The organism is Bifidobacterium sp. LH_743, assembly GCF_056355775.1.
In genome coordinates, this window is record NZ_JBKESZ010000003.1 from 290,157 (window position 1) to 316,779 (window position 26,623).

Genomic DNA, 26,623 nt, shown 5'->3' on the forward strand with positions numbered 1-26,623 from the left:
ATGGGAAACCCACGGAGAGGTTTGTTTGAGATTGGCTGATATGAACGTTCCAGATGATGATTGGCAGAGAATCGTCTTTCCTGAGGCAGATACGTCTTCGGGACCCGTCCCGAATTCCGATATGGGGCTCCATATCGCACAGGTCGCCGACCCTGTCGATGATGGACGGGAGCCGGCGTTCGCCAAGAAGGGGCATGGCCTGCTGTGGCTGTGGATAGTTCTGGCGGTGCTTGTGCTGCTTGGCGCCGTCGCGGGTGGTGGTTATTGGTTTTTCCAGTCCCACACGTTGCCGGGAGTGAAGTTGTGGGGACATTCCATGACGGGCAAGACGCAACAGCAGATCGCCGACAGGATCGCCGACGAGACCGATTCCATCACCATTCCAATCTCATATAACGGGACCACGAAGAAGGTCGGACTGAAGGACCTTGGATTGTCCGTCGATTCGAAGGCCGTGGCCCGGGAGGTGTTTAATGCCAAAAGAGGCGATTCGTCCGTCGGCAGATACATGTTCTGGAATCATAGGAATGTGACGGCCAAGGCGTTCGCCTCTCAGAAGGCCGATGCCCATGCCGTGGGCAATCTGTTCGGAGTCGAGTCGTCTTCGGCGGCGGATGCCGGGTTGAAACTCAACGATGCCGGTGACGCGTTCGACGTGGTTCCAAGCCAGGAAGGCGTTGGAATCGATGTTTCCGGAGTGGTCGAGGAAGCCGAGAAGGTCGTCGAGTCCCTCGGCAAGGTGTCGCCGTCCACGGTGAAGGTCGAATACCGGCAGACGGAGCCCGGCATCACCGATGACGAGGCCCAAACGGCCAAGACCGCCGCGGATGCGTTGATCGCGAACCCAATCGCCATCAAAATCGGCAATCATGAGGTGGCTTCGTTCGATGCCGCGTCGATCGCATCCTCCATGAGCGTCTCCGCCGATGACGGAGCCGCATTGCCGGATGGGCAATTCCGCAAAGGCGTGCTGGTGTTCGACGGGTCCAAACTCCAGCAGTATTATGACGAGTCCATCAAGCCGAATTTCCATGCCGACCGTGTCGATGGCGATGTGATCGTCAACAGCGTGGGCGATGTGCTGCAGACCAACAAGGAGGGTCATGATGGCGTGACCGTCGCCGATGGAGGAGACTCCAATGTCGGCGTGGACGCCGCCAAGGCGTTGGCCGACGGTGGGAATTCCGTCTCCATCCAAGGCACCTGCGATCCCCAGAATCCGAAGAAGACCACGCGCACCGTCGTCGTCAGCCTCTCGCAGCACACCGTGACAGCCATCGAAAACGGTAAGACCCTGCGTGTCATGCACATGTCCGCAGGCCAGGGCAACGACTATCAGACCGGCCAGTGCCAGCCCAGCGGCGATCTGTGCACGCCGACGCACTGCGATGCGAACGCATATGACAATTGCACCCCTGATGGCGATTTCAAGGTCTGGCTCAAATACCAGTCGCAGGACATGAGCGGCAATCTCACCCTTTCCAATGGCCAGAAGGAGAACTGGGACGTCAAGGGCGTCGGCTTCGTGAACTACTTCTCCAAGACGGGATGCGCGATTCATCGGATCGCCACGCAAAGCGCGTACAACGATTCGGACATCCAAGCCTTGGGGCAGAACACCTCCCATGGGTGCGTGGGCATCGGCTGGGACCAGGCGGAGTGGTTCTACAATTGGTGCCTGATGGGCACCACGGTGCATGTCCAGGCCTGACGGGATGGCTGACTCCGTATGGGGCGGGGAACCGACATGTGGGTTCCCCGCCCTTTTCCGATGTGTTAGATGAATCACTGCCGAATTTCGAATAAGGCCTAGTGTTTCACCATGTGTTCTGTTAGTTTGTCATAGGTACCAATGAGTGAATGGAGGCAGCGTACGGTGGCAGAGAACCAAGCGTCCAACGCCGCGGCCGACGTGGAGATGAGCCAGTATGTGGCTGATCGCACGCGCGTGAACGAAGACAAAATCAAGCAGGATGATGAGATCATCGAGCAATTCGGTGACTATTCCTACGGCTGGCATGATACGGATTTCGCCGGTGAGGCGGCGAAGAAAGGCATCGACGAGAACGTCGTGCGTGCCATTTCGGCCGATAAGCATGAACCGGAATGGATGCTGGAAAAACGATTGGAAGGGTATCGTGATTTCATCAACCGTCCGATGCCACAGTGGGGCGTCGATCTGAAGGATTTCGACGCCGACGATTTCAAGTACTACGTCAAGCCGATCGACAAGCAGGCCACCACATGGGAGGAGCTGCCTGACGAGATTCGTTCCACCTACGACAAGCTCGGCATTCCGGAGGCTGAGAAGAGCAGGTTGGTCTCCGGTGTCGCCGCGCAATACGAATCTGAGGTCATCTACAATTCGATTCAAAAGGATCTCGAGGAGCAGGGCGTTATCTTCGTCGACACCGATACCGCCGTGCAGAAGTATCCGGACCTCGTGAGGAAGTATTTCGGCAAGTGCATTCCGAGCAATGACAACAAGTTCTCGGCATTGAACACCGCCGCATGGTCGGGAGGATCCTTCGTATACGTGCCGAAGGGCGTGCACGTGGACATTCCGCTGCAGGCCTACTTCCGCATCAACACGCCGAATATGGGACAGTTCGAACGTACGCTGATCATCGCAGACGAAGGGTCCTACGTGCATTATGTGGAAGGCTGCACCGCGCCGATCTACTCCACTGACTCCCTGCACTCCGGTGTGGTGGAGATCTTCGTGGAACCGCATGCCCGCGTGCGTTACACCACCGTGCAGAACTGGTCGAACAACGTCTACAATCTGGTGACGCAGCGTGCCTATGTGCGTGAGGGCGGCACCATGGAATGGGTCGACGGCAACATCGGTTCGAAGGCCACCATGAAGTATCCGGCGTGCATACTCGCGGAGCCGTACGCCAAGGCCAGCACCATGTCCTTGGGCTTCGCAGGCAAGGGGCAGTACCAGGACACAGGCGCGAAGATGATTCATCTCGCTCCGCACACCAGCTCTACTATTGTGGCCAAGTCGATTTCCCGCGGTGGCGGACGTTCCGCATACCGAGGACTCGTCAAAATCGTTAAAGGGGCTGAGGGCTCATCGAATTCGACGGTTTGTGACGCGTTGCTTGTCGACGAGTTCAGCCGCTCCGATACGTATCCGCATGTGGATGTGCGCGAGGACGACGTCTCCATGGCGCATGAGGCCACCGTCTCCAAGGTTTCCGAAGACCAACTGTTCTATCTGATGAGCCGTGGTCTGTCCGAGGAAGAGGCCATGGGCATGATCGTGCGAGGCTTCGTCGAACCAATCAGCCGTGAGCTGCCGATGGAATACGCGCTCGAATTGAACCGTTTGGTGGAATTGCAGATGGAAGGATCGGTGGGCTGATCACCATGGCACAGACTCAGGAAATCAATATCCCCGTTGCGGATCCGTCCGATCCGTACGCGAATCCGGCGGCCATGCCGTCGTCCGCGGATCGCGCGCCCCGCTCCTTCGACGTGAACGCGTTCGCCAAGCCGAATCGCAGGCAGGAGGATTGGCGGTACACTCCAGTGGAACGCATCGAGGAGTTCTTCGATGTGTTCGAACCATCCGGTGAGACGCAGGTAACCGTTTCCATGATTGATGGTTCGCCTCTTACCGATGGCGTCAGCTATGTCGAAGGCAAAGTGGGGGATGCCGGCACAGGCATCGTCTCCAAGCCGAACGATCGTGCGTCTGTCATTGAATGGAATGCGGGCCGGCGGGCCGGCATTCTGCGTATCGATGGCGAGATTGGTCAGCCGGTGCTTGTCAAGGTGCGTGGCGCGGGCATGGATCTTGACGCGTTTCACCTGTCGATCATCGCTTCGGATTGCGCTCATGCCGACGTGGTCGTGGAACATGATGGAGATGCCCGCCTCGCGGAGGGCGTGGAAATCGAAACCGGTAAGGATTCGCATGTCTCCACCACCTTCATCCAGGAATGGGGCAAGACGTCCAAGCATGTCGGCAATCAGCGTATCCACGTTGGGGAGGGGGCTTCCCTGCGTCACTCGGTGGTGACGCTTGGCGGCGATGTGGTCCGCATCCGCATGGATCAGGACTTCGGCGGCGAGCAGGGAGAGCTCAACATGCTCGGCATCTACTTCGTCGATCCGGGCGAGCATATCGAGCATCGCACTATGGTGGTGCACAATCATCCCGAATGCAAGAGCCGTGTGGTCTACAAGGGCGCGCTTGACGGCAAGGGCGCGCATTCCGCATGGGTCGGCAACGCGTTGATCGAGCCGACGGCTCCAGGCACCGATTCCTATGAGCTCAACCGCAACCTGGTGCTCACTCCGGGCGCCATCGCCGATTCCGAACCGAATCTGGAGATCGAAAACGGCAACATCGTCGGTGCCGGGCATGCGTCCTCCGTTGGACGGTTCGATGATGAGGAGCTGTTTTATCTCGAATCGCGCGGTATTCCGGAGACTGAGGCCCGCAAGCTCGTGGTGCGTGGATTCTTCGGCGAACTCGTCGAGGAAATCGGCATTCCGGCGATTGCCGAACATCTTATGGCCGTCATCGACAAACGCCTGGCGCGCGGCGAGAACGACGCGATCGCGCAGGTATTGGAAGAGAAATAAACGTCAGGAGCAAATACCATGTCAACCCTTGAAATCAAAGACCTATACGCGCACGTCGAAACCAAGGACGGCATCAAGCCGATCCTCAAAGGCGTGAACCTGACCGTGAACTCCAATGAGACCCATGCCATCATGGGACCCAACGGCTCCGGCAAATCCACCTTGGCGTATACGTTGGCCGGGCACCCCAAGTACATCGTCGATTCCGGCCAGGTGCTGCTCGATGGTGAGGACATCCTCAAGATGACTCCGGACGAGCGTGCCAAGGCAGGCATCTTCCTGGCCATGCAGTATCCGGTCGAAGTTCCCGGCGTGTCCATGACCAACTTCCTTCGTACGGCCAAGACCGAAGTGGACGGCAAGGCTCCATCCATCCGTACTTGGGCCAAGGAGCTGTCCGAAGCCATGAAACGTCTCAAGATGGATCCGAAGTTCGCCACCCGTTCCGTGAACGAGGGATTCTCCGGCGGCGAGAAGAAGCGCGCCGAGGTTTTGCAGCTGGAGCTGCTCAAGCCGAAGTTCGCCATTCTCGACGAGACTGACTCCGGCCTTGACGTCGACGCATTGCGCATCGTCTCCGAAGGCGTGAACCGCGCCAAGGAAGCCAACAAATTCGGCATCCTCATGGTTACTCACTACACCCGTATCCTGCGCTACATCAAGCCGGACATAGTGCATGTGTTCGCCGATGGGCATTTCGTCAAGACCGGAGGTCCGGAGCTTGCCGACGAACTCGAGGAAACCGGTTATGATGCATACCTGCCGGAAGGCTCCGACTCGGAAAGCGCGCTGGCATGATCGATTTTTCGCAGATTCGCAGCCAATTCCCGATTCTCGATCAGGAGATTCACGGCCATCCGCTGGTATATCTGGATTCCGCGGCTACTTCGCAGAAGCCGCAGTGTGTGATTGACGCCGAAGCGGAGTTCTACCGCACCATTAACGCCGGCGTGCATCGCGGCGCCCATGAGCTTGCCGCGCGCAGCACCATGGCATTCGAGCAGGCCCGCGCCAAAGTCGCCAAACTGGTCGGCGCCAATTCGGCGGAGGGCGAAGAGGAGATCGTCGTCACTTCCGGAGCCACCGCCGGATTGAACCTGCTGGCCACAGCCTTCGGCAATGCGTCTCTTGGACGTGGGGGACAGGCTGCCAAGCGTTTCGCGTTGAAACCAGGCGATGAGATCGTCGTCACCAAGGCTGAGCATCATTCCGTGCTGTTGCCGTTCCAGGAACTTGCCATGCGTACCGGCGCCACGCTCAAATGGTTCGATTTGGATGAGGAAGGTCGCGTTCGCTCCGACACCGCCAATGAGGTGATTACCGATCGTACGAAGATCGTTGCCGTGACGCACGTGGGCAACACCACTGGAGCAATCACCGACATCGCTCCGATTGTACGGCGTGCCCACGAGGTCGGCGCGGTATTCGTGCTTGACGCATGCCAGTCCGTGCCGCATCTCAAAGTCGATTTCCATGCCATGGACGTCGATTTTGCCGCGTGGAGTGCGCACAAGATGTACGGCCCGACCGGAGTGGGCTTCCTGTACGGCAAGCGTGACATGCTCGAGGCGCTTCCTCCGGCGAATTTCGGCGGATCCATGGTGGAACTGGCTTGGATGGACAAGGAGGCGCAGTACATGGAGCCTCCGGCGCGCTTCGAAGCAGGTACGCAGCCGGTGGCGCAGGTCGTGGCGGCCGGTGTCGCCGCCGACTGGCTGATGAACATCGGCATGGAGAATCTTGAGGCCCATGAGCGGACCATCACCGACGAGCTACTCAAGATGGGAGACATCGAGGGAATCCGCATCCTTGGCCCCCGTTCCAACGTGAACCGTATCGGCACCGTCGCATTCGAAGTAGAGGGCGTGCACCCGCACGATGTCGGACAGTTCATCGACGCGCAGGGAATCGCCATCCGCGTCGGCCATCATTGCGCGCAGCCCGTGCACCGGCATTTCGGCGTGTACGCATCCAATCGTGCTTCCAGCGGCATCTACAATTCGGTTGAGGACGCTCAGGCCCTTATCGAGGCGCTTGGCAAGGTCCGCTCGTTCTTTGAGGTCAGGTGACGGGACATGAGTGATTTCGAGATGTCCGGCAGCGATCTTGAACAGATGTATCAGGAAGTCATTCTTGAGGCCGCGAGGAACCCGCATGGCAAGGAGCATTTCGCTCCCGATCTGGCTTCCGAAGAGGCCTCACGAAGTGCCGAGACCACGGTGCGTGCCAGTCATGAATACTGCACGCCAGGTGAATCGCATCAATTCAACCCGACCTGCGGAGACGAGGCCACCGTGCATGCGGAGGTCTCCGATTCTGAGCCGAGCACCATAGAACGGCTCGTGTGGGACGGTCACGGATGCTCCATCTCCCAGGCCAGCTTGTCCGTGATGGTGGATCTCATCGAAGGAAAGACCGTGGACGAGGCCATGAAGCTCGCCGACACCTTCCATAAACTCATGGAGTCCAGAGGCAAGGGACTGGATGACGAGCAGGCTGAGGATGCTTTGGAGGATGGCATCGTCTTCCGAGGAGTCTCCCAATATCCGATGCGCATCAAATGCGCGTTGCTGGGCTGGGAAGGCATGAAGGATGCCGTCGCCAAGGCGTTGGCAGCCAAAGAGAAATGAATTTGGTTCGTCGGCCGGAAAACACCGGTGACAAACCCGATGCGACGTACTACCCTTGCTCAACAGCAGCATCCATCAAGAGTCTGGAGTGATAATGAGCGATACCCTGGTACCCGAACCGCAGGCGTCGGTCTTCGATTCCGTTGCCAAGGCCTTGGGCGACGATGAGGACGCGGCCCGTCGCGTCATGCTCAATCCGAATCTGGCCAAAGGATTTAAGAACGGGAAGCCGGTGGAGGCCGGTACCGAAAACGGCAAACAGGATGATGCATGCGGTTGTAGTGACCATGCCGGCGCATGCGCATGTTCCGAGTCGCAGAACGACGATATTCCGCTGAAGGCCGTCGATGACATTGGACGGGCCACGGCGGCCGACGTGAAGGAAGCCCTTCATCAGGTCATCGATCCTGAACTCGGCATCGATGTCATCGACCTTGGCTTGGTCTACGGCATCGAAATCGACGAGCTGGGACGCGCCATCATCACGATGACGCTCACCACTCCCGCGTGTCCGCTGACCGATTTGATTGAGGACGAATGCGCCAGCACCCTTGCCGGTCTCGTCGAGGAATTCCGTATTGATTGGACATGGCAGCCGCGTTGGACCATGGACAAGATCACTCCGGAAGGACGTGACCAGCTTGCCGCGCTTGGCTTCAATTTCGACAATCTGCCGAAATACTGACGACCATAATCCGTATTACGGTTCAGCCGGCACGATGCGGTTTTGATGTTTCGCATATGGAAAGCCGCACCTCCCTTTGTCGGGAGGTGCGGCTTTCCATATGCGAAACGGTTCAGTCGTCGACCACGGTGCCCTTCGGTACCACGGTGATGCCTTCGGGTGTGACGGTGAAGCCACGTGCCAAATCATGCTCGGTGTCGATGCCGACCGTGGAATTCTCGGTCAGAACGACGTTCTTGTCGAGAATCGCCTTGTAAACGCGCGCTCGACGGTTGATGACCACGCCGTCGAACAGAATCGAATCGACGACCTGCGACCACGAATGGATGCGCACATTCGGCGACAGAACGGAATGATGAACCTCTCCACCGGAGACGATGACGCCGGGGGAGACAATCGAATCGGTGGCATGTCCCAGGCGGTCGCGACCTGCATGCACGAACTTCGCAGGCGGCAGATTGCCGGACAGTGTGTAGATGGGCCATTCGGTGTTGTACAGGTTGAACTCCGGCACATAGGAGATCAGATCCATATGCGCGTCGTAGAACTGCTTCAGCGTGCCCACGTCACGCCAATAGGCGTGATCGGTCGGAGTGGCTCCCGGAATCTCGTTGGAGTTGAAGTCGTAGACGCCGGCCTCGCCTCGTGCCGCGAAATACGGTGCGATGTCACCGCCCATGTCATGCTTCGTATCCTCGGCCTTCTCATCCAAGGCGAGGGCTTCGAACAGAGCGTCGGTGTTGGCCACGTAATTGCCCATGGAAGCCAGAATGGAATTCGGGTCATCCGGCAGTCCCGTGGTGGTTTCCGGCTTCTCCTGGAAGCTTTTGATCATATTCGGATGTTCAGGATCAACCTCGATGACGCCGAACTGGTTGGACTGGCTGATGGGCTGGCGGATGCCGGCCACGGTGAATTCGGCGCCGGAATCGATGTGCTGCTGCACCATCTGCTGGAAATCCATGCGGTAGACGTGGTCGGCGCCGACAATCACCACAATGTCGGGCTGCACGTCCTCGATGATGTTGACCGTCTGATAGATGGCGTCTGCGGAGCCCAGATACCAGTGCTTGCCAAGACGCTGCTGCGCCGGCACAGGGGAGACGTAGTTGCCCAGCAGTGGAGAGAAACGCCATACGGTGGAGATATGGCGGTCCAGCGAATGGGACTTGTATTGGGTAAGCACCACCGTCTGCATGTAGCCGGAGTTGACCAGATTGCTCAACGGAAAATCAATCAGGCGGAACACGCCGCCGAACGGGACGGCCGGCTTGGCCCTGTCTCTGGTCAATGGCATCAGACGGGTGCCTTCACCGCCTGCCAGCACGATGGAAAGAATCTTCGGGTTCTTTGCCATGGGAACTCCTCTCCGAGAGCGTCTTACGACACCGTATGCACGACCGGTCCGCTTCCTCACGAAACCGCTTACGCACACCATGATTGCATATTTTCAGCAAATAGCAAGGAGTTTTCAGCGCGAGTCCTGAAAATTTGCAATACGTTTCAGTGTTGTTTCATTCCTTGGGATGCTCTGGAACATCGCTTCATGCGATGATGCGACGGGTCGCATAGAAGGCAACGGCGCTCGAGGCGGCGACGTTCAGACTGTCCACGCCATGGCTCATGGGAATCTTCACCGTCAGATCAGCGCGGGAAATGGTGTGGTGCGACAAGCCGTCGCCTTCGGTGCCGAAAATCAACGCGAGCTTGTCGATATGGTCATCGGCGGTCTCATCGTTGTTGAGACGACGTACCAATTCGTCGAGGGAGATGGAATCATCCTCAAGTGCCATCGCGACAGTGGTGAATCCCAGATCCCGCAATTCCTGCATGCCGACGAAAGGCCAGTAATGCCTGTCATCCCCGCCGATGCGCGTCCAGGGCACCTGGAACACCGTGCCCATGGACACTCGTGCCGCGCGCCGGTATAACGGGTCTCCACAGGAAGGAGTGACGAGCACCGCGTCCACATCGAGGGCCGCGGCGGAACGCATGAGGGCACCGACGTTCGTATGGTCGACGATGTCCTCCATGACTGCGATGCGGCGGGCTCCACGGCATACCTCTTCGACGCTGGGCAGTGGCCAGCGTTTCATCGCGGCCAAGGCGCCGCGATGGAGCCGATATCCAGTGAGCTTTTTAAGCTGGTCAGGAGAAGCCACATAGACGGGAATGTCGGATCCCCAACGTTTGTCGATGTTGTCGAATGTTTCGGACATGCCTTCGATCCACGGTTCCTCGACCAACAGCGAAATCGGTTCGCGGTCCGCGGCAAGCGCCCGGTCGATCACTTTGGGAGATTCGGCGATGAACAGTCCCTTGCTGGGCTCCAGCTTGTTACGTAGTTGGATTTCCGTGAGATTCGTGTATGCCGCCACACGTTCGTCATCGATGGATTCGAGATGGATGAACCGCATTGCCTGTCTTTCGCTAGATACAAGAAAACCCCTTGTCTCCAAGGGGTTTTTCCGGTGTCCGGAGCGGGACTTGAACCCGCACGCCTGTATAAAATAGGCACTAGCACCTCAAGCTAGCGCGTCTACCATTCCGCCACCCGGACAGGTGCGTTGCTCACCGGCAACGAATGAAAACTATAGCAGCTTGTTGCCGCGATGCAAATCTCGGCGTGTCGCGGCTTGTGTCGGGGTTTCTGATAGGCTCGGAAGCTATGACTGATGCCCTTTTCCTGCTTGATGCGGATCATGATGACGTGCCGGTGAATAGCGACGAGATCAACACCGGGTGGAAATTGACGCTTCCCGCGTCCGTCCGCCGGCATGCGATTCAGGTCATGCGATTGAAGGATGGTGACGAGTTGCAGCTTTCCGATGGCAGGGGATTGCGCATCCATGCCGTGCTGCGTGACGCACAGCAGGGCATCGCGGAGGTGCTGCGGTTCGGTAGGGAACCGCAGCCGGTCACCAGACTCGCGTTGGTGCAGGCCCTTGCCAAAACCGGTCATGACGAGCAGGCTATCGATATGGCGACGCAGATCGGCGTGGATCTGGTGGTTCCATGGCAGGCTGATCGTTCCATCGCCAAATGGAAGGTCGGTCGCACCGATAGGAAATGGAAACAGACGTTGGAATCCGCCACGGAGCAGTCCCGTCGGTCGTGGACTCCTCAATTGGACGATTGCGTGTCCAGCAAACAGGTGGTCGCCATGTGCAAGCGAGCCTGCGTGCACGGCGACATGGTGATTGTGCTGCATCAGGATGCCACGAAAACCTGGAATCAGCTGGAAGCGGATATCGCCAAACTGTCCGATGCCTGTCTACGGGATGGACGTCCGCGCACCATATATGTGCTGGTCGGCCCGGAGGGCGGCATCAGCGATACCGAGATCGAAGCGTTCACCAAAGCCGGTGCCGAGGTATGCGTGCTTGGAAGCAACATCCTGCGCGCGTCCGCGGCGGGTCCGGTTGCGTTGTCGTTGCTTGCGCGTGCTTTGGGTCGCTTCGTCTGATCGCGTCTTCGGCGGATGGGCCGTCCGAACCGCCCCGTTCGCCGCTGGTGTAGCATGGTAGCGAAGGTTTTCAATACCGACTAAAGGAGCATTATGAGCGACCAGGATTGCCTGTTCTGCAAGATCATCGCCGGCGAGATTCCCAGCGAGAAGGTGTATGAGGATGAAACCACCTACGCCTTTAAGGACATCAATCCGAAAGCCAAAGTGCACGTGCTTGTCGTTCCGCGTAAGCATTACGCCAATGTGGCCGAACTCGCCCAGGCGGATCCCGCGCAGCTCGCCCATATGGCCGAAGTGGCGCAGAAGATTGCCGACCGGGAGTTCCATGGGGCGTTCCGGCTGATCTTCAACACCGGAATCGATGCCGGACAGACCGTGTTCCACGTGCATGCCCATGTGCTCACCGGCGAGAAACTTGAAGAGTAGCTCGAACGAGTAGTCCCAAATATTTCCAACCGATATCGGAAGAGGTTTCGTGGCCACCACTACACGTACCATCGCGATACCCCAGCAGCTTGATCCGGTGACCGTTCTTGGTCCGGTGGATGAGGTGCTGCGGGAGGTAGAGCGGGCGTTCCCCGAACTTACCATCATCGTTCGGGGCAACCGCATCGCCATCATGTCTCATTCCAGCAAATCCGAACCGCAGGCCGCCCAAGCCGAGCATGTGCTGGCGGATATCATCCAGGCAGCCTACACCGCGCCGATGGATGCGGACACCGTGCGCCGCATGCTTGACCAGAATGTGCTTAGAAATCCGGTACGCGCGATGCGTCCCGGTCATGGACGCGTGGTGGAGGAACTGCGCATGGCCGACAAGCAGCAATCGCACGCGGCCGCTCATGACGTCGCCGTCGATCGCCGCCGTCCTCACGTTCCGGGCGTCATCACCTTCGCCCTTGGCAAACCGGTGCGCGCCAAAACGGCTGGACAGATCGCCTATGTCAACGCCATCGAATCGCATACCATCACCTTCGCCGTCGGACCGGCCGGTACTGGCAAGACCTATCTCGCCGTGGCCAAGGCGGTGCGTGCGTTCCAGGACCGGCAGGTGCGGCGCATCATCCTGACGCGTCCGGCGGTCGAAGCCGGAGAGAACCTTGGCTTTCTGCCTGGTACGTTGAACGAAAAAGTCGATCCGTACCTACGCCCCCTGTACGACGCGCTGTCGGACATGCTTGGAGCCGACCAGCTCAAGCGTTACATGGATGACGGCACCATCGAGGTCGCGCCGCTCGCCTATATGCGCGGTCGCACGCTCAATGACGCGTTCGTAATTCTCGACGAGGCACAGAACACCACCGAGCAGCAAATGAAGATGTTCCTGACGAGACTCGGTTTCAATACGAAGATGGTCATTACCGGCGATGTGACGCAGGTGGATCTGACGGTGCCGAAATCGGGTCTGGCCACTATCGAACGCATTCTTGACGGCATCGACGACATCGCCTTCGCCCATTTGAAACCCGAGGACGTGGTCCGCCATGCGCTCGTCGGCAAGATCGTCGAGGCCTACGAGAGGCATGCGGCCATAGCCGGTGACCACAGCAGACATGGGCATGCCGCATCATCAGGGACACACGACATGGAAAAGGAAAGCGCGTAAATGAGCGTTGAAGTGACGAACGAAACCGTCTGGCAGATCGACGGCAAGGTCTTCTCCGACCTTGGCATATGGGTTATGAGTCAGATGCGGGTCAGCACGCAGTCGGACCTGACCATCATGTTCGTGGACCCCGATCCGATCGCGCAGTTGCACATGCGTTGGATGAACCTCGAAGGGCCTACCGACGTCATGAGCTTCCCCATGGACGAGCTGCGCCCCGGAGACGGCAAAACCGAGATGGAAGGCGTGCTGGGGGATATCGTCCTGTGTCCATGGGTGGCGGCCCAGCAGGCGGTCGCCGCGGGACATAGCACCATGGAGGAAATGATGCTTCTGACGATTCATGGCATCCTCCATCTGCTTGGATACGATCACGTCACTCCGGAACAGGAGCGGCAGATGTTCGGTTTGCAACGACAGCTGCTCCTGACGTTCTTTGCGTTGCGTCAGGGGGCGGGCGCCCAGGCGATGCTGCCCCCCGGAACGCCGGACGCGCTCGCCGAGTGGGATCGCGAGCATGGTTCGGGCGGCAAAACGGCCCGATGATGAGATGACATGCCGTCCGATGGCTTCAATGGTGGGGGATTGATGAATATGGAGACAACAACCATCGCGTTGATCGCGGCGCTTGCCGTCGTCGCGTTGCTTCTGGTCTGGCTTTCTCTGTCGATGGCCGCGGCCGAAGGCGCTGTCGGCCGCGTTACACGGGCCAGCCTGAACAATCTCATCCTTGAGATTCAAACGGACGCGGACGCATCGCAATTCATTCGGGACAAAAAGATCAAACGCATCCACAAGGTGCAGCGGCTGATCGCGGACAGGTATGCGACCGCGGGATCATGTGCGTTCTTCAGAATCACCTGCAATGTGCTTGACGGAGTACTGGTTTCCGCTATCGCATCGTTGTGCGGCGCGCCACTATGGGCCGAGTTGCTCTCAGGATTCATCTTCGCTCTGGTGGTGGCGGTGGTTTCCCTGCTGGTCCGTCCGCGCAGCGCAGGGGCGACCAAGCCGGTCGACATCATGCTGAAGCATGTTGATGCGGTATCCATCGCGACGATGCTGACGCCTTTCGCGAAGATCGGTGGACAAAAGGATTCGAAACGGCATTCGGATGATCTGTCGGATGACGAGGAGCTTGAGAAGATTCAGCTCGAACAGGGTCGCGCCACCATCGACCGTCTGGTCGAGGCGAATGACTTCGATCCAGAAGTCTCCGAAATGCTCCGCAACGTTCTGACGCTGTCCGAGACGTTGACCCGTGAGATCATGGTGCCGCGCACCGATATGATCTGCATCGAGCGTGGAGAGACGTTGGAGAACATGCTCAAGCTATGCTCCCGTTCCGGTTTCTCCCGTATTCCGGTCATCGGAGAGGATGTGGATGATTTGGTGGGCGTCGCCTATCTGAAAGATGCGGTACGCGCCACGGCATTCAATCCCGCAGCCACGTCGCGTGACGTCGAATCCATTGTCCGGGAACCGATGCTGGTACCCGAATCCAAACCGGTTGACGACCTATTCCATCAAATGCAGCGCACTCGTCAGCATGTGGCCATCGTCGTGGATGAATATGGCGGCATCGCAGGCATGGTCACCATCGAAGACACGATCGAACAGATCGTCGGAGAGCTGGAGGACGAGCATGACCGTACCCAGCATGCCGATCCGGAGCGGATCGGCGAGCATAAATGGAGCATGCCGGCGCGCACGCCTATCGCCGATCTGGAGGAGATTTTCGAAATCGACATCGACGAGGATGATGTCGACACGGTGTATGGGTTGCTCACCAAGCTGCTCGGACGTGTGCCTATCGTCGGCTCGTCGGCGGTGACGAGGGGACTTCGCCTGACCGCGGTCGATTCCGCGGGACGGCGCAAGAAAGTGTCCACCATCGTGGTGGAGCCGGCCCACGTCGAGGGCGTGGACGAAACTGAACAGCACGAGCATCAATCCGACGATGCCGAGAAGGCATCCCAAGGAGACAAGGATTCCAAGGACAAGCATGACTGACGCAGATGTGACCGAGCCGACTTCCCAGTATTCCGGCGCCGCAACCCCTGTTCCGTATCGTTCCGGATTCGTCGCCGTGGTCGGCCGTCCGAATGTCGGCAAATCGACGTTGATCAACGCTTTGATCGGCACACAGATCGCCATCGCGTCGTCCCGCCCGGAAACCACGCGTAAGGCCATACGTGGCATTCTCACGACTGACAACGCGCAGATCGTGCTGGTCGATACCCCAGGGATCCATCGTCCGCGCACGCTGCTCGGACAACGCTTGAACGATGTCGTGGAGGAATCATTGTCCGATGTCGACGCCGTCGCGTTCCTCTTGCCCGCTGATCAGGAAATCGGCCCCGGCGACAAGCGTATCCTGAGCAGGCTTCGCTCCGATTTCGCCGTCAAACGCGATGATGGAACCTTCAAATGGAAGGTGCCGCTGATTGCCATCGTCACCAAGATCGACGAACTGGATCGGGGAGCCCTGATCAACAAGCTCATTGAGATCAATGAGTTCGCGGACTTCACCGACATCGTGCCGGTGAGCGCCCTTGAACATGACAATTTGAACGAAGTGCGCAATGTTCTGGTGGAGAACATGCCCGAAGGCCCACAGATGTATCCGTCCGAGCAAATCACCGAGGAACGTCCGGAGGACACCATCGCCGAATTGATCCGCGGCGCGTTCCTTGAGGAATTGGATGATGAGCTGCCTCATTCGCTGGCCGTGGTGGTCGACTCCATCGAATATCCGGAGGACAACGACAGTGGTGAGTCCTATTCCGGCAAGGCTCAGGTAATCGTATCGATTTACGTGGAACGTGATTCGCAGAAGCCGATCATCATCGGCCACAACGCGGAACATCTGGTGCGGGTCAAGAAAAAGCTGCGCACCGCGGTCAATCGCATCGTCGGTCAGAAGGCCAAGCTCGACCTGCACGTCAAAGTGGCCAAGGGATGGCAGTCGGATTCCAAGCAGCTCGAGAAGCTGGGCTTCTGACCTGCTAGGGATCCGCTTCGCGGCGGAGCCGCTCACTTCGCCTACGAACAGCCCACTGGGCTGTCCGCTATACGGCTCAGCCAAGCAGCTCGAGAAGCTGGGCTTCTGACCTGCTGGAAAATCGGATTCGACAAAAAAGGGATGGCACCCACCGATTCTCGTGATGGGTGCCATCCCTTTTTGCCGATGGCGTTGATGCGCTTATTTCTTCTTGGTGTACATCTGCGTGTTGAGCAATGTCGCGTAACGCTTGATTACCTTCGGACGGATGACCTTCATGGAGGCGGTCATCAGCCCGTTCTCCTGAGTGAACTCCTCTGGCAGAATGATGAATTTACGCACGGATTCGGCGCGGGAGACACCTTCGTTGGCCTGATCGACCCACTTCTGCACTTCGGCGCGCACGGCCGCGTTGCTGGCCGCCTCCTCCATGGACATGTTGCGGTCGAGGCCCTTGCTTTCCAACCAAGGACGCAGCGTCTCCTCGTCAAGCGTGATCAGTGCGGAGATGAAAGGACGCTTGTCGCCGAGCACCAGTGCCTGGGACACGAATTCGCAACGCTTGATGACCTCCTCGATCGGACCAGGGGAGACGTTCTTGCCTCCGGCCGTGATGATGAGATCCTTCTTGCGACCGATGATGTACAGGAACCCGTCGTCATCGATTCGTCCCAGATCTCCGGTCCTGTACCAGCCGTCCTCCGTGAACGAATCCTCGGTGGCCTCATCGTTCTTATGGTACTTCGGGAACACGGATGCTCCCTTGACCTGAATCTCACTGTCTTCGGCGATGCGAAGCGTGAAACCGGGGAACGCGATGCCGACCGAACCCTGATGATATGGCACACCCAACACGTTGAACGCGCACGGCGCGGTGGTCTCGGTCAGACCATAACCTTCGTAGACAGGGACATTCGCACCACGGAAGAACGCCAGAAGCTCCGGATCGAGCGGGGCGCCTCCTGCGACGATCCACTTGGCGCGTCCGCCAAGCACCTCGCGCAATGCGGCATAGACCATTGGATCGAAGGCCGCGCGACGAGCCTTGGTAATCACACCGGCTTTGCCCTTGACGCTGACCTCCTTCATATAGTTCTGCGCGGCGACCACCGCCGCTGCGAACGCGACGCCCTTGGCGCCATGTCCGGCCTTCTGCGAAGCCGCGTTGTACACCTTTTCCAGCACACGCGGAACCACGATCATCACTGAGGGCTTCGCGATCTGCAAATCGGAAATGAGCGTCTTGATGCCCTGGGCGATATAGATGTGCAGGTTGCTTGCCACGCAGATGTAGTTGATGGCGCGGGCGAAGGAATGCGCCTGCGGCAGAAACAGCAGAACCGTGTTCTTCTTGTCATGCAGCAGTTCGGGCATATAGTCGGGCAGATTGAACGCGGTCGCGCAATAGTGCTCATGCGTCATCTCCACGCCCTTCGGCGCGGCAGTCGAGCCGGAAGTGTACACGATGGAGCACAGGTCGGTCTTCTTCACAGTGGCGATGCGGGCGTCGAGCTGTTCGTCGCTCACACCCGAACCGTACGCCTTGATTTCCTCAAGTCCTCCGGTCTCGAAGCAGACGATATGTTCCAAAGTCGGGCATTCGGTCTCGGCGCCATCCGACTTCTCCTTCATATCCGTGGTCTCCACGACCAGTAGACGCGCGTCGGAGTTGTTGACGATGTTGCGGATTTGCTCGGCGGAATCGGTGTCGTAAATGGTGGCGAGCACACCGCCGCAGGCCATGACGGCCGCATCGAACACATCCCAGGCGTAGGAGGTGCGGCACATGAATGCCACGCCGTCGCCCTTCTTCAGTCCGTAGTGCAACAGACCCTTCGCGACGGAACGGATGTCGGCGAGCGTCTCGTTGGCGGTCTTCGTGACCCAATCGCCATCCTGCTTGTAGGTGTACAACGGCTCATCGCCCATGCGCTCGGCGCGATCGGCGTAGATGTCGTAGATGGTGGTGCCTTCATCGAGCGGAGGGTTGCCTTCGGTCTTCGTGGTCAGCAGACCGGTTTCCGGGTCGAGGAACGTGGTGGACGGGTAACCAGGACCCCATTCGGCGGTATGCGGCAGTTCGATATGGCCGTCGGGGGAGAGGATGTTGTCCGGATCGTTGTAATCCGGTGTGTTTCCGGAATCGTCGCTGACCGGGTGCACGAAATCGTTTCCCAGGCGCAGTGCCTTCTTCGCGAGATTGGTGGCCTGTTTGTTCAACGAGGTGATGATGGACACGTGACTCTCCTACACATATAAACGGTATCTAAGGAAGGAATGATAGCCCGTTGTGTCCGATACGTCACCTTACGGTAGCGTAAGGTGACGCGCCCTATACAACGGTTTTCGGCATGCGATGGAAAGCTCCGGGATTCGAAAGATGAACGATTGCGCGTATGCCAGCGTCGCTTACGTTACACTTGGGCGCTGTATCTGTTCATTTAGATTTCTTTAATGAGGAAGAAAGGGCACCTATGGCTGAAAAAGCTGAAGCCACCGTGGTCTTCGGAGTTCTCAATGAGACTTCCGAGCACGAGTCCCGTGTTGCTCTGACACCGGATATCGTAACGAGGTTGCGTAAATCGGGCGTTGCATGCCTGATTGAATCCGGTGCGGGCGCCGCTTCGCATTACGTCGATGATGATTATACGAAGGCTGGCGCGCAGGTCGTCTCCGCCGACGATGTGATCGCCCGTGCCGATGTGCTTGGATTCGTCGATCGTCCGGACAAGGATCTGCTTGCCCGCATCAAGCGGGGCACGTGGATCATCGGCATGCTCGGATCGTTCACCGATGCCGATTACGTTGCCACGATCGAGAAGGCCGGTTTGGTCGGCGTGGCCATGGAGAAGCTGCCACGCCAGCTGAGCTCCGCTCAATCCATGGATGAGATGACGTCGCAGAATTCCGTGATGGGTTACAAGGCCGCCATCGTGGCAGCCAACGCCTATGGATCCTTCCTGCCGATGATGACGACCGCGGCCGGCACCATTCGTCCGGCCAAGGTGCTCATTCTGGGCGCGGGTATCGCCGGTCTACAGGCCATCGGCACGGCGAAGCGTCTCGGAGCGGTCGTCACCGCATACGATGTTCGCCCGGCTTCCAAGGGCGAAGTCGAATCCTTGGGCGCCAAGTTCCTGGATCTTGGTCTGGACTTCTCCAAGGGGCAGGGCGAGGGCGGTTATGCCCGCGCGTTGAGCGCCGAGGAGCAGGCCCAGCAGCAGGCCGCGGTCGACCAGAAGGCCGCCGGCTTCGACATCGTCATCACCACCGCCAAGGTGCCGGGGCGTAAGCCTCCGGTCCTTCTGACCAAGGCCGGCGTGGCCGGTCTTCACCGTGGCGCCGTGATTGTCGACTGCGCCGCTAGCGACCTTGGCGGCAACGTCGAGGGATCCACCGTCGGCACCCAGGTCACCGACAACGGCGTGACCGTCATCGGCGCCCCGTATCTGGCCAGTGGCGTGTCCACCACCGCGTCCAATCTGTTGAGCCGCAACGTGGCTGACGTGCTGGCACATTTCGTCCGCGATGGCAAGCTTGCCGTCGATCTGAACGAGGAGCTTGACAATGCCATGGTCGTGGCCGGCCGTGGCGAGGAAGCCAAGAAGGAGGAGAAGTAGGCATGGATATCGTCGTTGCAATCACACTATTCATCCTCGCGCTGCTCATCGGCGTCGAGGTCATCGGCAAGGTGCCCGCCACCCTGCACACCCCATTGATGTCCGGCGCGAATTCCATTCACGGCATCGTCATCGCCGGTGTCGTCATCGTCGCGGCTCACGCGACCAGCCCGCTCGCTTGGGTGTTCATCTTCCTGGCCGCCGTGCTGGGCACGATGAATGTTGTCGGCGGCTATGTCGTCACCGACCGCATGCTGGAGATGTTCAAGTCCGACAAGGGCAAGAAGAAGGAAGAGGAGGCCAAGTAAATGGGTACCCTGGCAGAAATGCTGAGCACGCCTCTCGGCGTCATCGAATGGTTCGTCTACCTGCTGGCCGCCGTGATGTTCGTTGTCGGCTTGCATCTGATGAATTCGCCGAAGACCGCCCGCAAGGGCAATATGGTCTCCGCCATCGGCATGGTCTTCGCTGTGGCCATGGCCTTCATCGTGCTGTTCGCAGGTGAGATTTCCAATGGTTTCAAGCACTCCGTCGCTGTCGTGGTGCTGATCGTCGGCATCGTCATCGGTGCCGTGGCGGGCGTGGTCTCCGCCAAGAAGGTCAAGATGACCGACATGCCGCAGCTCGTCTCCGTGTTCAACACCGTGGGTGGTGGCGCGGCGGCGCTTGTTGCTCTGAACGACATTCTGACGTCTGCCGAAACCCCGTCCATCGTGGTGCTTATCACCGCTGGATTGGGCATCATGATCGGTTCCGTCACCTTCTCCGGCTCGCTTATCGCGGCCGGCAAGCTGCAAGGCATCAAGTGGGTCAAGAAGCTGAGCCTGCCCGGCAAGGGCTTCTGGAACATCCTATTCGTTGTGCTCACCGTCGCATCCTTCGTGATGCTGTGCGCACAGCCGAGCCAGCGTCTGCTGTGGTCGGTCTTGACCACCGTGTTCGCCCTGTGCTACGGCCTTGTGTTCGTCATCCCGATCGGTGGAGCGGACATGCCGGTCGTCATCTCCGTGTTGAACGCCTGCACCGGAACTGCCGTGGCCATGTCCGGCCTGGCTATCAACAACATCGCACTGATCGTTGCCGGCGCGCTCGTCGGCGCCGCCGGTGTGACGCTATCCATCGCCATGTCCAAGGCCATGAACCGCCCGCTGCTGTCCGTCCTGGCTGGTGGCTTTGGCGGCTCCAATTCCGCAGCGGGTGCCGGAGAAGGACCGGAGGGCACCATGAAGGAGACTTCCGCCGACGATCTGGCCGTCCAGCTTGTATACGCCGAAAAGGTCATCTTCGTGCCGGGCTTTGGTCTTGCCCAGGCTCAGGCGCAGCGCGAGCTCGCCGACCTTGGCACGCTGCTCAAGGACCACGGCGTCGAGGTCTCCTACGCTATCCATCCGGTGGCAGGCCGTATGCCTGGCCATATGAACGTGCTGCTCGCCGAGGCCAACGTGCCGTATGAGGAGCTCGTTGATTTGGACGACATCAATCCGCAGTTCCCGCAGGCCAACGTGGCTCTGGTGGTTGGCGCCAACGACGTGACCAATCCGGCCGCCCGCAAGCCGGGCACTCCGGTTTCCGGCATGCCGATCCTCGACGTCGACAAGGCGCAGAACGTGGTGGTCATGAAGCGTGGCCGTGGCACCGGTTATGCCGGCATCCAGAACGAGCTGTACTTCGAGGACAACACGCAGATGCTGTTCGGCGACGCCAAGGCGAGCCTGCAGGCCGTCATCGCGGCGGTCAAGGAACTCATCAACTGACGGATTCCAGCTCGTCGACCACGTGAAATTCAGGCCCTTCCTCTTTTTGGAGGAAGGGCTTTTTGTTGTCGTGCAAGTTGTCCACAAACAGGGAAGGGGGTGTGGATAGGCGGAAATTGTCCACTTATCCACTTTTTTCAAAGGACTGTGGCGGAGAGACGGACGAATGTGCGACAGTAGGTGCATCTCTACGACGAAGGAGTTGCATATGACAGTTGCCATGGCCACGCCATTCAATATGGATGAACAGGCTTTCCTGCAAACGATGGATCGGCTGATTGAGCGATTCGACCGCTACAGCTCGGGCCGTTGCTTCGCGGACATTGACCGGATGCGGCTCGAACATGGTATGGAAGGTCCGCTTTCCCTGTTCGATGACGTGGTACATGAGCTTGCGGATGACTTGTTCGGCGGCACATCATGGCCGGTGAATCTTGACATGGATATGATCATGTTGGATCGGTTCCAGATAGGCTACGATGCCGAATTCCTGACTGGATGCCGCAATGTGGTTCGCAAATACGGCATGAGCGCATGGTTGTACGAGATGATCAACGACGCCTCCGTCGCTGTGGCGACGCATCGGCCGAGCAGCCGGATGCCGTTCCAGTTGGGCCTGTTCGATACGCGTGAGATGTTCCGAAGGAAAACAGCCAAAGGGAAGAAGCGCGGAGGCGGTAAAAGGAGACGTTTTGAATGCATGATGGAATATCTGCGACAGACCTACCGTCTGGCCGCATATACCCTGTTGCGATGGGGAGAGGATGAGCCTAGGGCTGCCGATACGGCGCTGATGATTCTCGCTTATGGAGGGTTGGGCATGTGCATGCTCCGCGATGACCCGAAAGTGGTCGAATTGGGATGCGATCCCGATTTCCAGTACAGACATGTATGTGCCCAGTTGCGGGATATGAGAATCAAGGCGGACTTGGAATACGCCTGTTCCGTGGATCTAAGCGTCACCGAATCCTTGGAATATCCTGCCTGTCTTGATGCCAGATATCTGTATGATGCCGAACGAATTGTGGAGGCATATCGGAATCTGTGGGACGAGACCACGAAGCCCGTTGCCCAATTGCTGGCCGAAATCGAGAATGACGGCGTATATGAAGTGGAGGATATATGGAAGGATCCGCTCTACCTGCATGACCTTGCCATCTCCCTTATGGGGCCGTCGGCTTCAGGCCTTCTCCAGGAAGGTTTCAGGCTGCGCGATCGGACCATGTTCGAGGGTGGCGTCAAAGAGCTTGACGGCCAGATGCGCAATGTGAGGAAAGCCGGCCTGCTACTCACCCTTGCCGGATATATCTTTTTCGCCGAACCGGAGGATCGCATGGACGCGATGCTCGCCTCGCGCAAGGATCGCAAACGCATGTTGGAAAACTATGAGAAACTCGGCGAAATGGCCACGACCATCGCCCTATACCGTCTTCCACGGGACCGCGAATCGCTTCGGGCCGTGCGGGCCCTGCTCATGCATGAGACGGGCGTGTACGCGGACAAGATGGGAGAGCTTATGGGCTTTGCCGACGAGTCCGACGGGGAGGATGAGGCCACCGCTCCGGTCATGGGATGAACGGACGTTTTCCGCATATTGGACATGACGATGCTTTGGGATTGACTCTACAACCATTGTAAGGTTTAGCCTTCCTGCTGGAAGACATGGACCGGAACGGAAGGATGAGAGACAACCCATGGAAAAGAACCTGACAACGGGGAGCGTGTTCAGAACGGTCATCACCTTTGCGTTGCCGTATCTGCTGTCGTATTTCCTGCAGACGCTGTACGGCATGGCGGATCTGTTCATTGCCGGACAGTTCATCGGTGTTGACGGCATCACCGCGGTGGCGAACGGCAGCCAGGTGCTGTATATGCTCACTGTGATCATCGTGGGTCTTGCCATGGGTGCGACCGTCACCATCGGCCGCGCGGTCGGCGCGAACCGGCTCGACCGTGCGGCCAAGGCCATCGGCAACGTCATCACGCTGTTCGCAGGAATCGCGTTGGCGCTGACGGTCGTTCTGCTGTTGAACGTGCGTAGCATCGTCTCACTGATCGGCGTGCCCGCCGAAGCCGTCGAAGGAACCGCGCAGTATCTGACCATCTGCTATGTCGGCATCCCGTTCATCGTTGCGTACAACATCATCAGCTCGGTGTTCCGTGGGTTGGGCGATTCGAAAAGCCCCATGTATTTCATCGCGGTCGCATCCTTCTGCAACATCGCGTTCGACTACCTGTTCATGGGCTGGCTGCATCTTGGCCCTTCGGGCGCGGCACTGGGCACCACGCTGGCGCAGACCATCAGCGTGATCGTGGCATTGGCGGCGATTCGTCGCCGGCGCACGGGCATCAGGCTGAAGCTCGGCGATCTTCGACCCGATAGGGCCATGCTTCGAGGCATCCTCGGTATCGGTGTGCCGACGGCGGTCCAGGACGGCTGCATCCAAGTCGCCTTCATCATCATCACGGTCATTGCCAACTATCGCGGCCTGAACGATGCTGCCGCCGTCGGCGTCGTCGAGAAGGTGATCAGTGCGTTGTTCCTGGTGCCGTCGTCCATGCTGGCTACGGTATCCGCCGTTTCGGCGCAGAACATCGGTGCCGGCAGGATGGAACGTGCGACGAAGACGCTGCGATACGCCACCGCGATCACCGTCGTCTACGGCATCGTCATATCGATCGTGGTGGAGCTGACGGCAAGCTCCATCGTCGGCCTGTTCACCACCGATGCGACGGTGATTCTGCTGGGAACCCAGTACATCCGTAGCTACATCGTCGACAGCATCTTCGCCGGCGTCCACTTCTGCTTCAGCGGCTTCTTCGCCGCATGCGGGCGCTCCTATATCGGATTCATCCACAATATCGTGGCCATCACGCTGGTCCGTGTTCCCGGGGCGTATCTGGCATCCAAGCTGTTCCCGGACACCCTGTTCCCCATGGGCATCGCCGCCCCTGCCGGATCGTTGCTTTCCGTGCTGATCTGTCTCGGCTTCTACGCGTGGCTCAAGCGTCGCGGCGTGGTTTCGGAGAAGGCGCGAGCATGACGGCGAATGGGCGGAGTGAAGAACGCGGCGCTTTGCCAGGTGACGGCAGACTGTTTCGCATAGGCAAGGTCGCCGGCATGTTCAACGTATCGCTGGGCACGCTTCGGCATTATGAACGTTGCGGTCTGCTGGAACCCGAATACGTCGACCCGCGCACCGGGTACCGCTATTACGGGGTCAAGCAGTTCGAGGTGCTGAACACCATCCGGTATCTGCGCGTGCTGGATATGCCGTTGACGCAGATAGCCGAGTTTCTGCATAATCGCGACGTGCATGTCATCGAAGACAAGCTTGTTGCGCAGAAAGCCTTGATCGAGCGCAAACAGCATGAATTGGAAATGGTCTCGCGAAAGATCGATCATCGTCTGGAACGTTTGCGTGACGCCGAGCATTCCGGGTTCGATGTGATACGTATCACGCGGCAACCCGTCTGCCGGATCGTCTGGATCAGGGATTCGCCGAAAGTTGACTCGTATCTCGGATTGGAATATTCGATCCGCAAACTGGAGCAGCATCAGAAGGATTCGCTGGTCTTCCTCGGCAAGGTCGGTGTCGGCATCTCCAAGGAATCATTGGAGCGGGGCAGATATACCGACTATGGGCTGGTGTTTCTGCTGCTTGACGACGAGGACGAATATCAGGGCGATACCATGGTGCTGCCGGAGACGGATTGCGTGCGCATCCGGTTCCGGGGGAGCCATGGTGACGCTCCCGATCGGTATCGCAAGCTGATGCGGTACATTGCAGGGCGGGGTCTCGAAATCACCGGGTTCTCACGGGAGATTACGCTGGTCGATGAGGGACTGACCTCGGATCCCGCCCAATTCGTGACCGAGATCTGCATTCCGGTGCGCTAGTCGCTTTCCGGTGGCATATGGCGCTACTTGGCGCTCTCTTCAGGGTTGGTGCAAGGGTGCCGGCCAACGCGCGCTCGCCCGGCCTGGCCAACGGACCGACCAGTTCATGCGCCGTGTACGGTTCCTCAAGATAGGTGATGTCGGATTCGCTGAGCTTTACTCCGAGCGCCTCGACGGCGTCATCCACGCGCTGCGCCTTCGAGCAGCCGACGATCGGGGCAGTGACGCCCTTGGCCCAATGCCAGGCGAGGGCGATCCGCGCCATCGGCACGCCGAACCGTTCCGCAAGCTCATGCACGCGTTCGATGATCGGCATATCCTGCGCACGTGCCTGATCGTACTTGTTGCGCATGGTGCCGTCGGTGGTGCCGCGCTTGGAATCGGAATCCCAGGATGGATGGGTCAGATGACCGGATGCCATGGGGGAGTACGGGGTGAGTGCCACATTGTACTGACGGCTGTTCGGTGGCATCGACGTCGATGATCCACTGGTGGAATTGCGGGGAGGTCTTGCCGAAACTCATGCCGCCAAGGCAGACCTTGGAGACCTGGATACCGGACCATCCCAATGGGGCGTAGCTCATGTCAGTCATACTGAAGCTCTTTTGCCGTTGATGCTCGGAAGGTCAGCATATCCCGCTTCTCTTGACAGAGCGAATACCTCGCATGAATGGTTTGACATGCAATCGGTGCATGGAACGATATGTCATACTCACATTGGACATTCTTTTTCGCCAGGCGTTGAATAGGAAACGTTGCAGAACATATGTGAAAGGACGGGTCGACAATGGAAAATCCGAGCGCATTCCCGATGGGGGAGCCGAACGACGGTTTCGCGCAGTACTTTGTGGGGCAGAGCTACCTTGCGCCGGTGCTTGAGTCTCCGGAAATCGCCATCCATAACGTGACGTTCGAACCGGGTTGCTGCAACAATTGGCATATCCATCATAATGCGGCACAGGTGCTCATCGCGGTCGGTGGCCGCGGTTACTACCAGATTGAGGGGCAGGAGCCGAAGGAGCTCAAGGCCGGTCAGGCCGTCTGCATCCCCGCCGACACGAAGCACTGGCATGGCGCCGCTCCAGGTGAGTCGTTCTCGCATCTCGCCTTCATGGTCCCTGCAGGCGATCCGGCGTCCATGAGCAACGAATGGCTTGAGCCGGTGGATGCCGAAGCCTACGGCAAACTTGCCTGAGGTCTGTTGCCTACATGGAGGGCCATCCCGCAAAGTGAACCGCACCCCGATTGTTGGACTGAAGAAATTCAGATTCAATGATCGGAGGTGCGGTTCTTTCGTATGCGCGAGGATCGAAGGAAACACTACGACGACGGGTTCCGGCGCGAGGCACTGG

At 58.7% G+C, this 26,623-nt stretch carries 24 protein-coding genes and 1 tRNA gene; 20 read left to right on the plus strand and 5 right to left on the minus strand.

The features are described 5' to 3' along the window. Positions 1 to 121 precede the first annotated feature (121 nt). From AC1ATL_RS06135 to AC1ATL_RS06165, 7 genes are all read left to right on the plus strand, one after another. The gene (locus AC1ATL_RS06135; protein WP_476569295.1) at positions 122 to 1,711 is read left to right on the plus strand and encodes a L,D-transpeptidase family protein; all 1,590 of its coding nucleotides are present in this window, start codon (positions 122 to 124) and stop codon (positions 1,709 to 1,711) included. Positions 1,712 to 1,852: 141 nt separating this feature from the next. Then, entirely contained in the window at positions 1,853 to 3,373 is a 1,521-nt protein-coding gene (sufB, locus tag AC1ATL_RS06140) for a Fe-S cluster assembly protein SufB (RefSeq protein WP_432623512.1), read from the plus strand. Between the two features lie 5 nt (positions 3,374 to 3,378). Next, positions 3,379 to 4,602, plus strand: coding sequence for a Fe-S cluster assembly protein SufD (sufD, locus tag AC1ATL_RS06145; RefSeq protein WP_476569297.1), 1,224 nt, complete (start codon positions 3,379 to 3,381; stop codon positions 4,600 to 4,602). An 18-nt stretch (positions 4,603 to 4,620) separates the two neighbouring features. Next, positions 4,621 to 5,400: a Fe-S cluster assembly ATPase SufC gene (gene sufC / locus AC1ATL_RS06150; protein WP_476569299.1), complete on the plus strand. Its 780-nt coding sequence runs from the start codon at positions 4,621 to 4,623 to the stop codon at positions 5,398 to 5,400. Continuing rightward, positions 5,397 to 6,671 carry a cysteine desulfurase gene (locus tag AC1ATL_RS06155; protein WP_476569301.1) on the plus strand — a complete coding sequence of 425 codons (1,275 nt, stop codon included), beginning with the start codon at positions 5,397 to 5,399 and terminating at the stop codon, positions 6,669 to 6,671. Before sufC ends, AC1ATL_RS06155 begins: the two co-directional genes overlap by 4 nt. A 6-nt stretch (positions 6,672 to 6,677) precedes the next feature. After that, on the plus strand, positions 6,678 to 7,232 hold the full coding sequence (gene sufU, locus AC1ATL_RS06160) for a Fe-S cluster assembly sulfur transfer protein SufU (RefSeq protein ID WP_476569303.1): 555 nt from the start codon (positions 6,678 to 6,680) through the stop codon (positions 7,230 to 7,232). Between the two features lie 94 nt (positions 7,233 to 7,326). Next, complete coding sequence (locus tag AC1ATL_RS06165; protein ID WP_476569305.1) at positions 7,327 to 7,917, plus strand: metal-sulfur cluster assembly factor; 591 nt, start codon at positions 7,327 to 7,329, stop codon at positions 7,915 to 7,917. Between the two features lie 112 nt (positions 7,918 to 8,029). On the opposite strand, the gene glgC is transcribed toward AC1ATL_RS06165, so the two are convergent. The 3 genes from glgC to AC1ATL_RS06180 form a co-directional block, all read right to left on the minus strand. Beyond that, the gene (glgC, locus tag AC1ATL_RS06170) at positions 8,030 to 9,274 is read right to left on the minus strand and encodes a glucose-1-phosphate adenylyltransferase (RefSeq protein WP_432624382.1); all 1,245 of its coding nucleotides are present in this window, start codon (positions 9,272 to 9,274) and stop codon (positions 8,030 to 8,032) included. A gap of 187 nt (positions 9,275 to 9,461) precedes the next feature. Further along, positions 9,462 to 10,334, minus strand: a complete 873-nt coding sequence (locus AC1ATL_RS06175) for a TrmH family RNA methyltransferase (protein ID WP_476569308.1) — start codon at positions 10,332 to 10,334, stop codon at positions 9,462 to 9,464. A 55-nt stretch (positions 10,335 to 10,389) separates the two neighbouring features. Further along, a tRNA-Leu gene (locus tag AC1ATL_RS06180) sits at positions 10,390 to 10,477 on the minus strand. Positions 10,478 to 10,585: 108 nt separating this feature from the next. On the opposite strand from AC1ATL_RS06180, the gene AC1ATL_RS06185 reads away from it, so the two are divergent. The 6 genes from AC1ATL_RS06185 to era all read left to right on the plus strand — a co-directional run bounded on the left by AC1ATL_RS06185 (position 10,586) and on the right by era (position 15,996). Further along, entirely contained in the window at positions 10,586 to 11,383 is a 798-nt protein-coding gene (locus tag AC1ATL_RS06185; RefSeq protein WP_476569310.1) for a 16S rRNA (uracil(1498)-N(3))-methyltransferase, read from the plus strand. 93 nt (positions 11,384 to 11,476) lie between these two features. Continuing rightward, positions 11,477 to 11,812 carry a histidine triad nucleotide-binding protein gene (locus AC1ATL_RS06190; protein WP_476569312.1) on the plus strand — a complete coding sequence of 112 codons (336 nt, stop codon included), beginning with the start codon at positions 11,477 to 11,479 and terminating at the stop codon, positions 11,810 to 11,812. Between the two features lie 49 nt (positions 11,813 to 11,861). Next, positions 11,862 to 12,992, plus strand: coding sequence for a PhoH family protein (locus AC1ATL_RS06195; RefSeq protein WP_476569314.1), 1,131 nt, complete (start codon positions 11,862 to 11,864; stop codon positions 12,990 to 12,992). Then, on the plus strand, positions 12,993 to 13,538 hold the full coding sequence (ybeY, locus tag AC1ATL_RS06200; protein WP_476569316.1) for an rRNA maturation RNase YbeY: 546 nt from the start codon (positions 12,993 to 12,995) through the stop codon (positions 13,536 to 13,538). 48 nt (positions 13,539 to 13,586) lie between these two features. Further along, positions 13,587 to 15,005 (plus strand): hemolysin family protein, encoded by a 1,419-nt coding sequence (locus tag AC1ATL_RS06205; protein WP_476569371.1) that lies wholly within the window; start codon positions 13,587 to 13,589, stop codon positions 15,003 to 15,005. Continuing rightward, a complete protein-coding gene (era, locus tag AC1ATL_RS06210) occupies positions 14,998 to 15,996 on the plus strand; it encodes a GTPase Era (RefSeq protein ID WP_476569318.1) in 999 nt (332 codons plus the stop codon). The genes AC1ATL_RS06205 and era overlap by 8 nt, the downstream gene beginning before the upstream one ends. Before the next feature lie 201 nt (positions 15,997 to 16,197). On the opposite strand, the gene AC1ATL_RS06215 is transcribed toward era, so the two are convergent. Then, positions 16,198 to 18,234, minus strand: coding sequence for an AMP-dependent synthetase/ligase (locus tag AC1ATL_RS06215; protein ID WP_476569320.1), 2,037 nt, complete (start codon positions 18,232 to 18,234; stop codon positions 16,198 to 16,200). Between the two features lie 236 nt (positions 18,235 to 18,470). Between AC1ATL_RS06215 and AC1ATL_RS06220 the strand changes: the two genes are divergently transcribed. From AC1ATL_RS06220 to AC1ATL_RS06245, 6 genes are all read left to right on the plus strand, one after another. Then, positions 18,471 to 19,616, plus strand: coding sequence for an NAD(P) transhydrogenase subunit alpha (locus AC1ATL_RS06220; protein ID WP_476569322.1), 1,146 nt, complete (start codon positions 18,471 to 18,473; stop codon positions 19,614 to 19,616). Positions 19,617 to 19,618: 2 nt separating this feature from the next. After that, on the plus strand, positions 19,619 to 19,924 hold the full coding sequence (locus AC1ATL_RS06225; RefSeq protein WP_026645868.1) for an NAD(P) transhydrogenase subunit alpha part 2: 306 nt from the start codon (positions 19,619 to 19,621) through the stop codon (positions 19,922 to 19,924). Then, complete coding sequence (locus AC1ATL_RS06230) at positions 19,925 to 21,370, plus strand: NAD(P)(+) transhydrogenase (Re/Si-specific) subunit beta (protein ID WP_476569325.1); 1,446 nt, start codon at positions 19,925 to 19,927, stop codon at positions 21,368 to 21,370. Between the two features lie 208 nt (positions 21,371 to 21,578). After that, the gene (locus AC1ATL_RS06235) at positions 21,579 to 22,946 is read left to right on the plus strand and encodes a riboflavin deaminase (RefSeq protein ID WP_476569327.1); all 1,368 of its coding nucleotides are present in this window, start codon (positions 21,579 to 21,581) and stop codon (positions 22,944 to 22,946) included. A gap of 118 nt (positions 22,947 to 23,064) precedes the next feature. Beyond that, on the plus strand, positions 23,065 to 24,414 hold the full coding sequence (locus AC1ATL_RS06240) for an MATE family efflux transporter (RefSeq protein ID WP_476569329.1): 1,350 nt from the start codon (positions 23,065 to 23,067) through the stop codon (positions 24,412 to 24,414). After that, entirely contained in the window at positions 24,411 to 25,271 is an 861-nt protein-coding gene (locus tag AC1ATL_RS06245) for a MerR family transcriptional regulator (RefSeq protein WP_476569331.1), read from the plus strand. Before AC1ATL_RS06240 ends, AC1ATL_RS06245 begins: the two co-directional genes overlap by 4 nt. Here the strand turns inward: AC1ATL_RS06245 and AC1ATL_RS06250 are convergent. After that, entirely contained in the window at positions 25,198 to 25,743 is a 546-nt protein-coding gene (locus tag AC1ATL_RS06250; protein ID WP_476569333.1) for an aldo/keto reductase, read from the minus strand. The genes AC1ATL_RS06245 and AC1ATL_RS06250 overlap by 74 nt on opposite strands. A 315-nt stretch (positions 25,744 to 26,058) precedes the next feature. Here AC1ATL_RS06250 and AC1ATL_RS06255 point away from each other — a divergent pair, with 315 nt between their 5' ends. After that, a complete protein-coding gene (locus AC1ATL_RS06255; RefSeq protein WP_476569335.1) occupies positions 26,059 to 26,466 on the plus strand; it encodes a cupin domain-containing protein in 408 nt (135 codons plus the stop codon). The last annotated feature ends 157 nt before the right edge of the window (positions 26,467 to 26,623 follow it).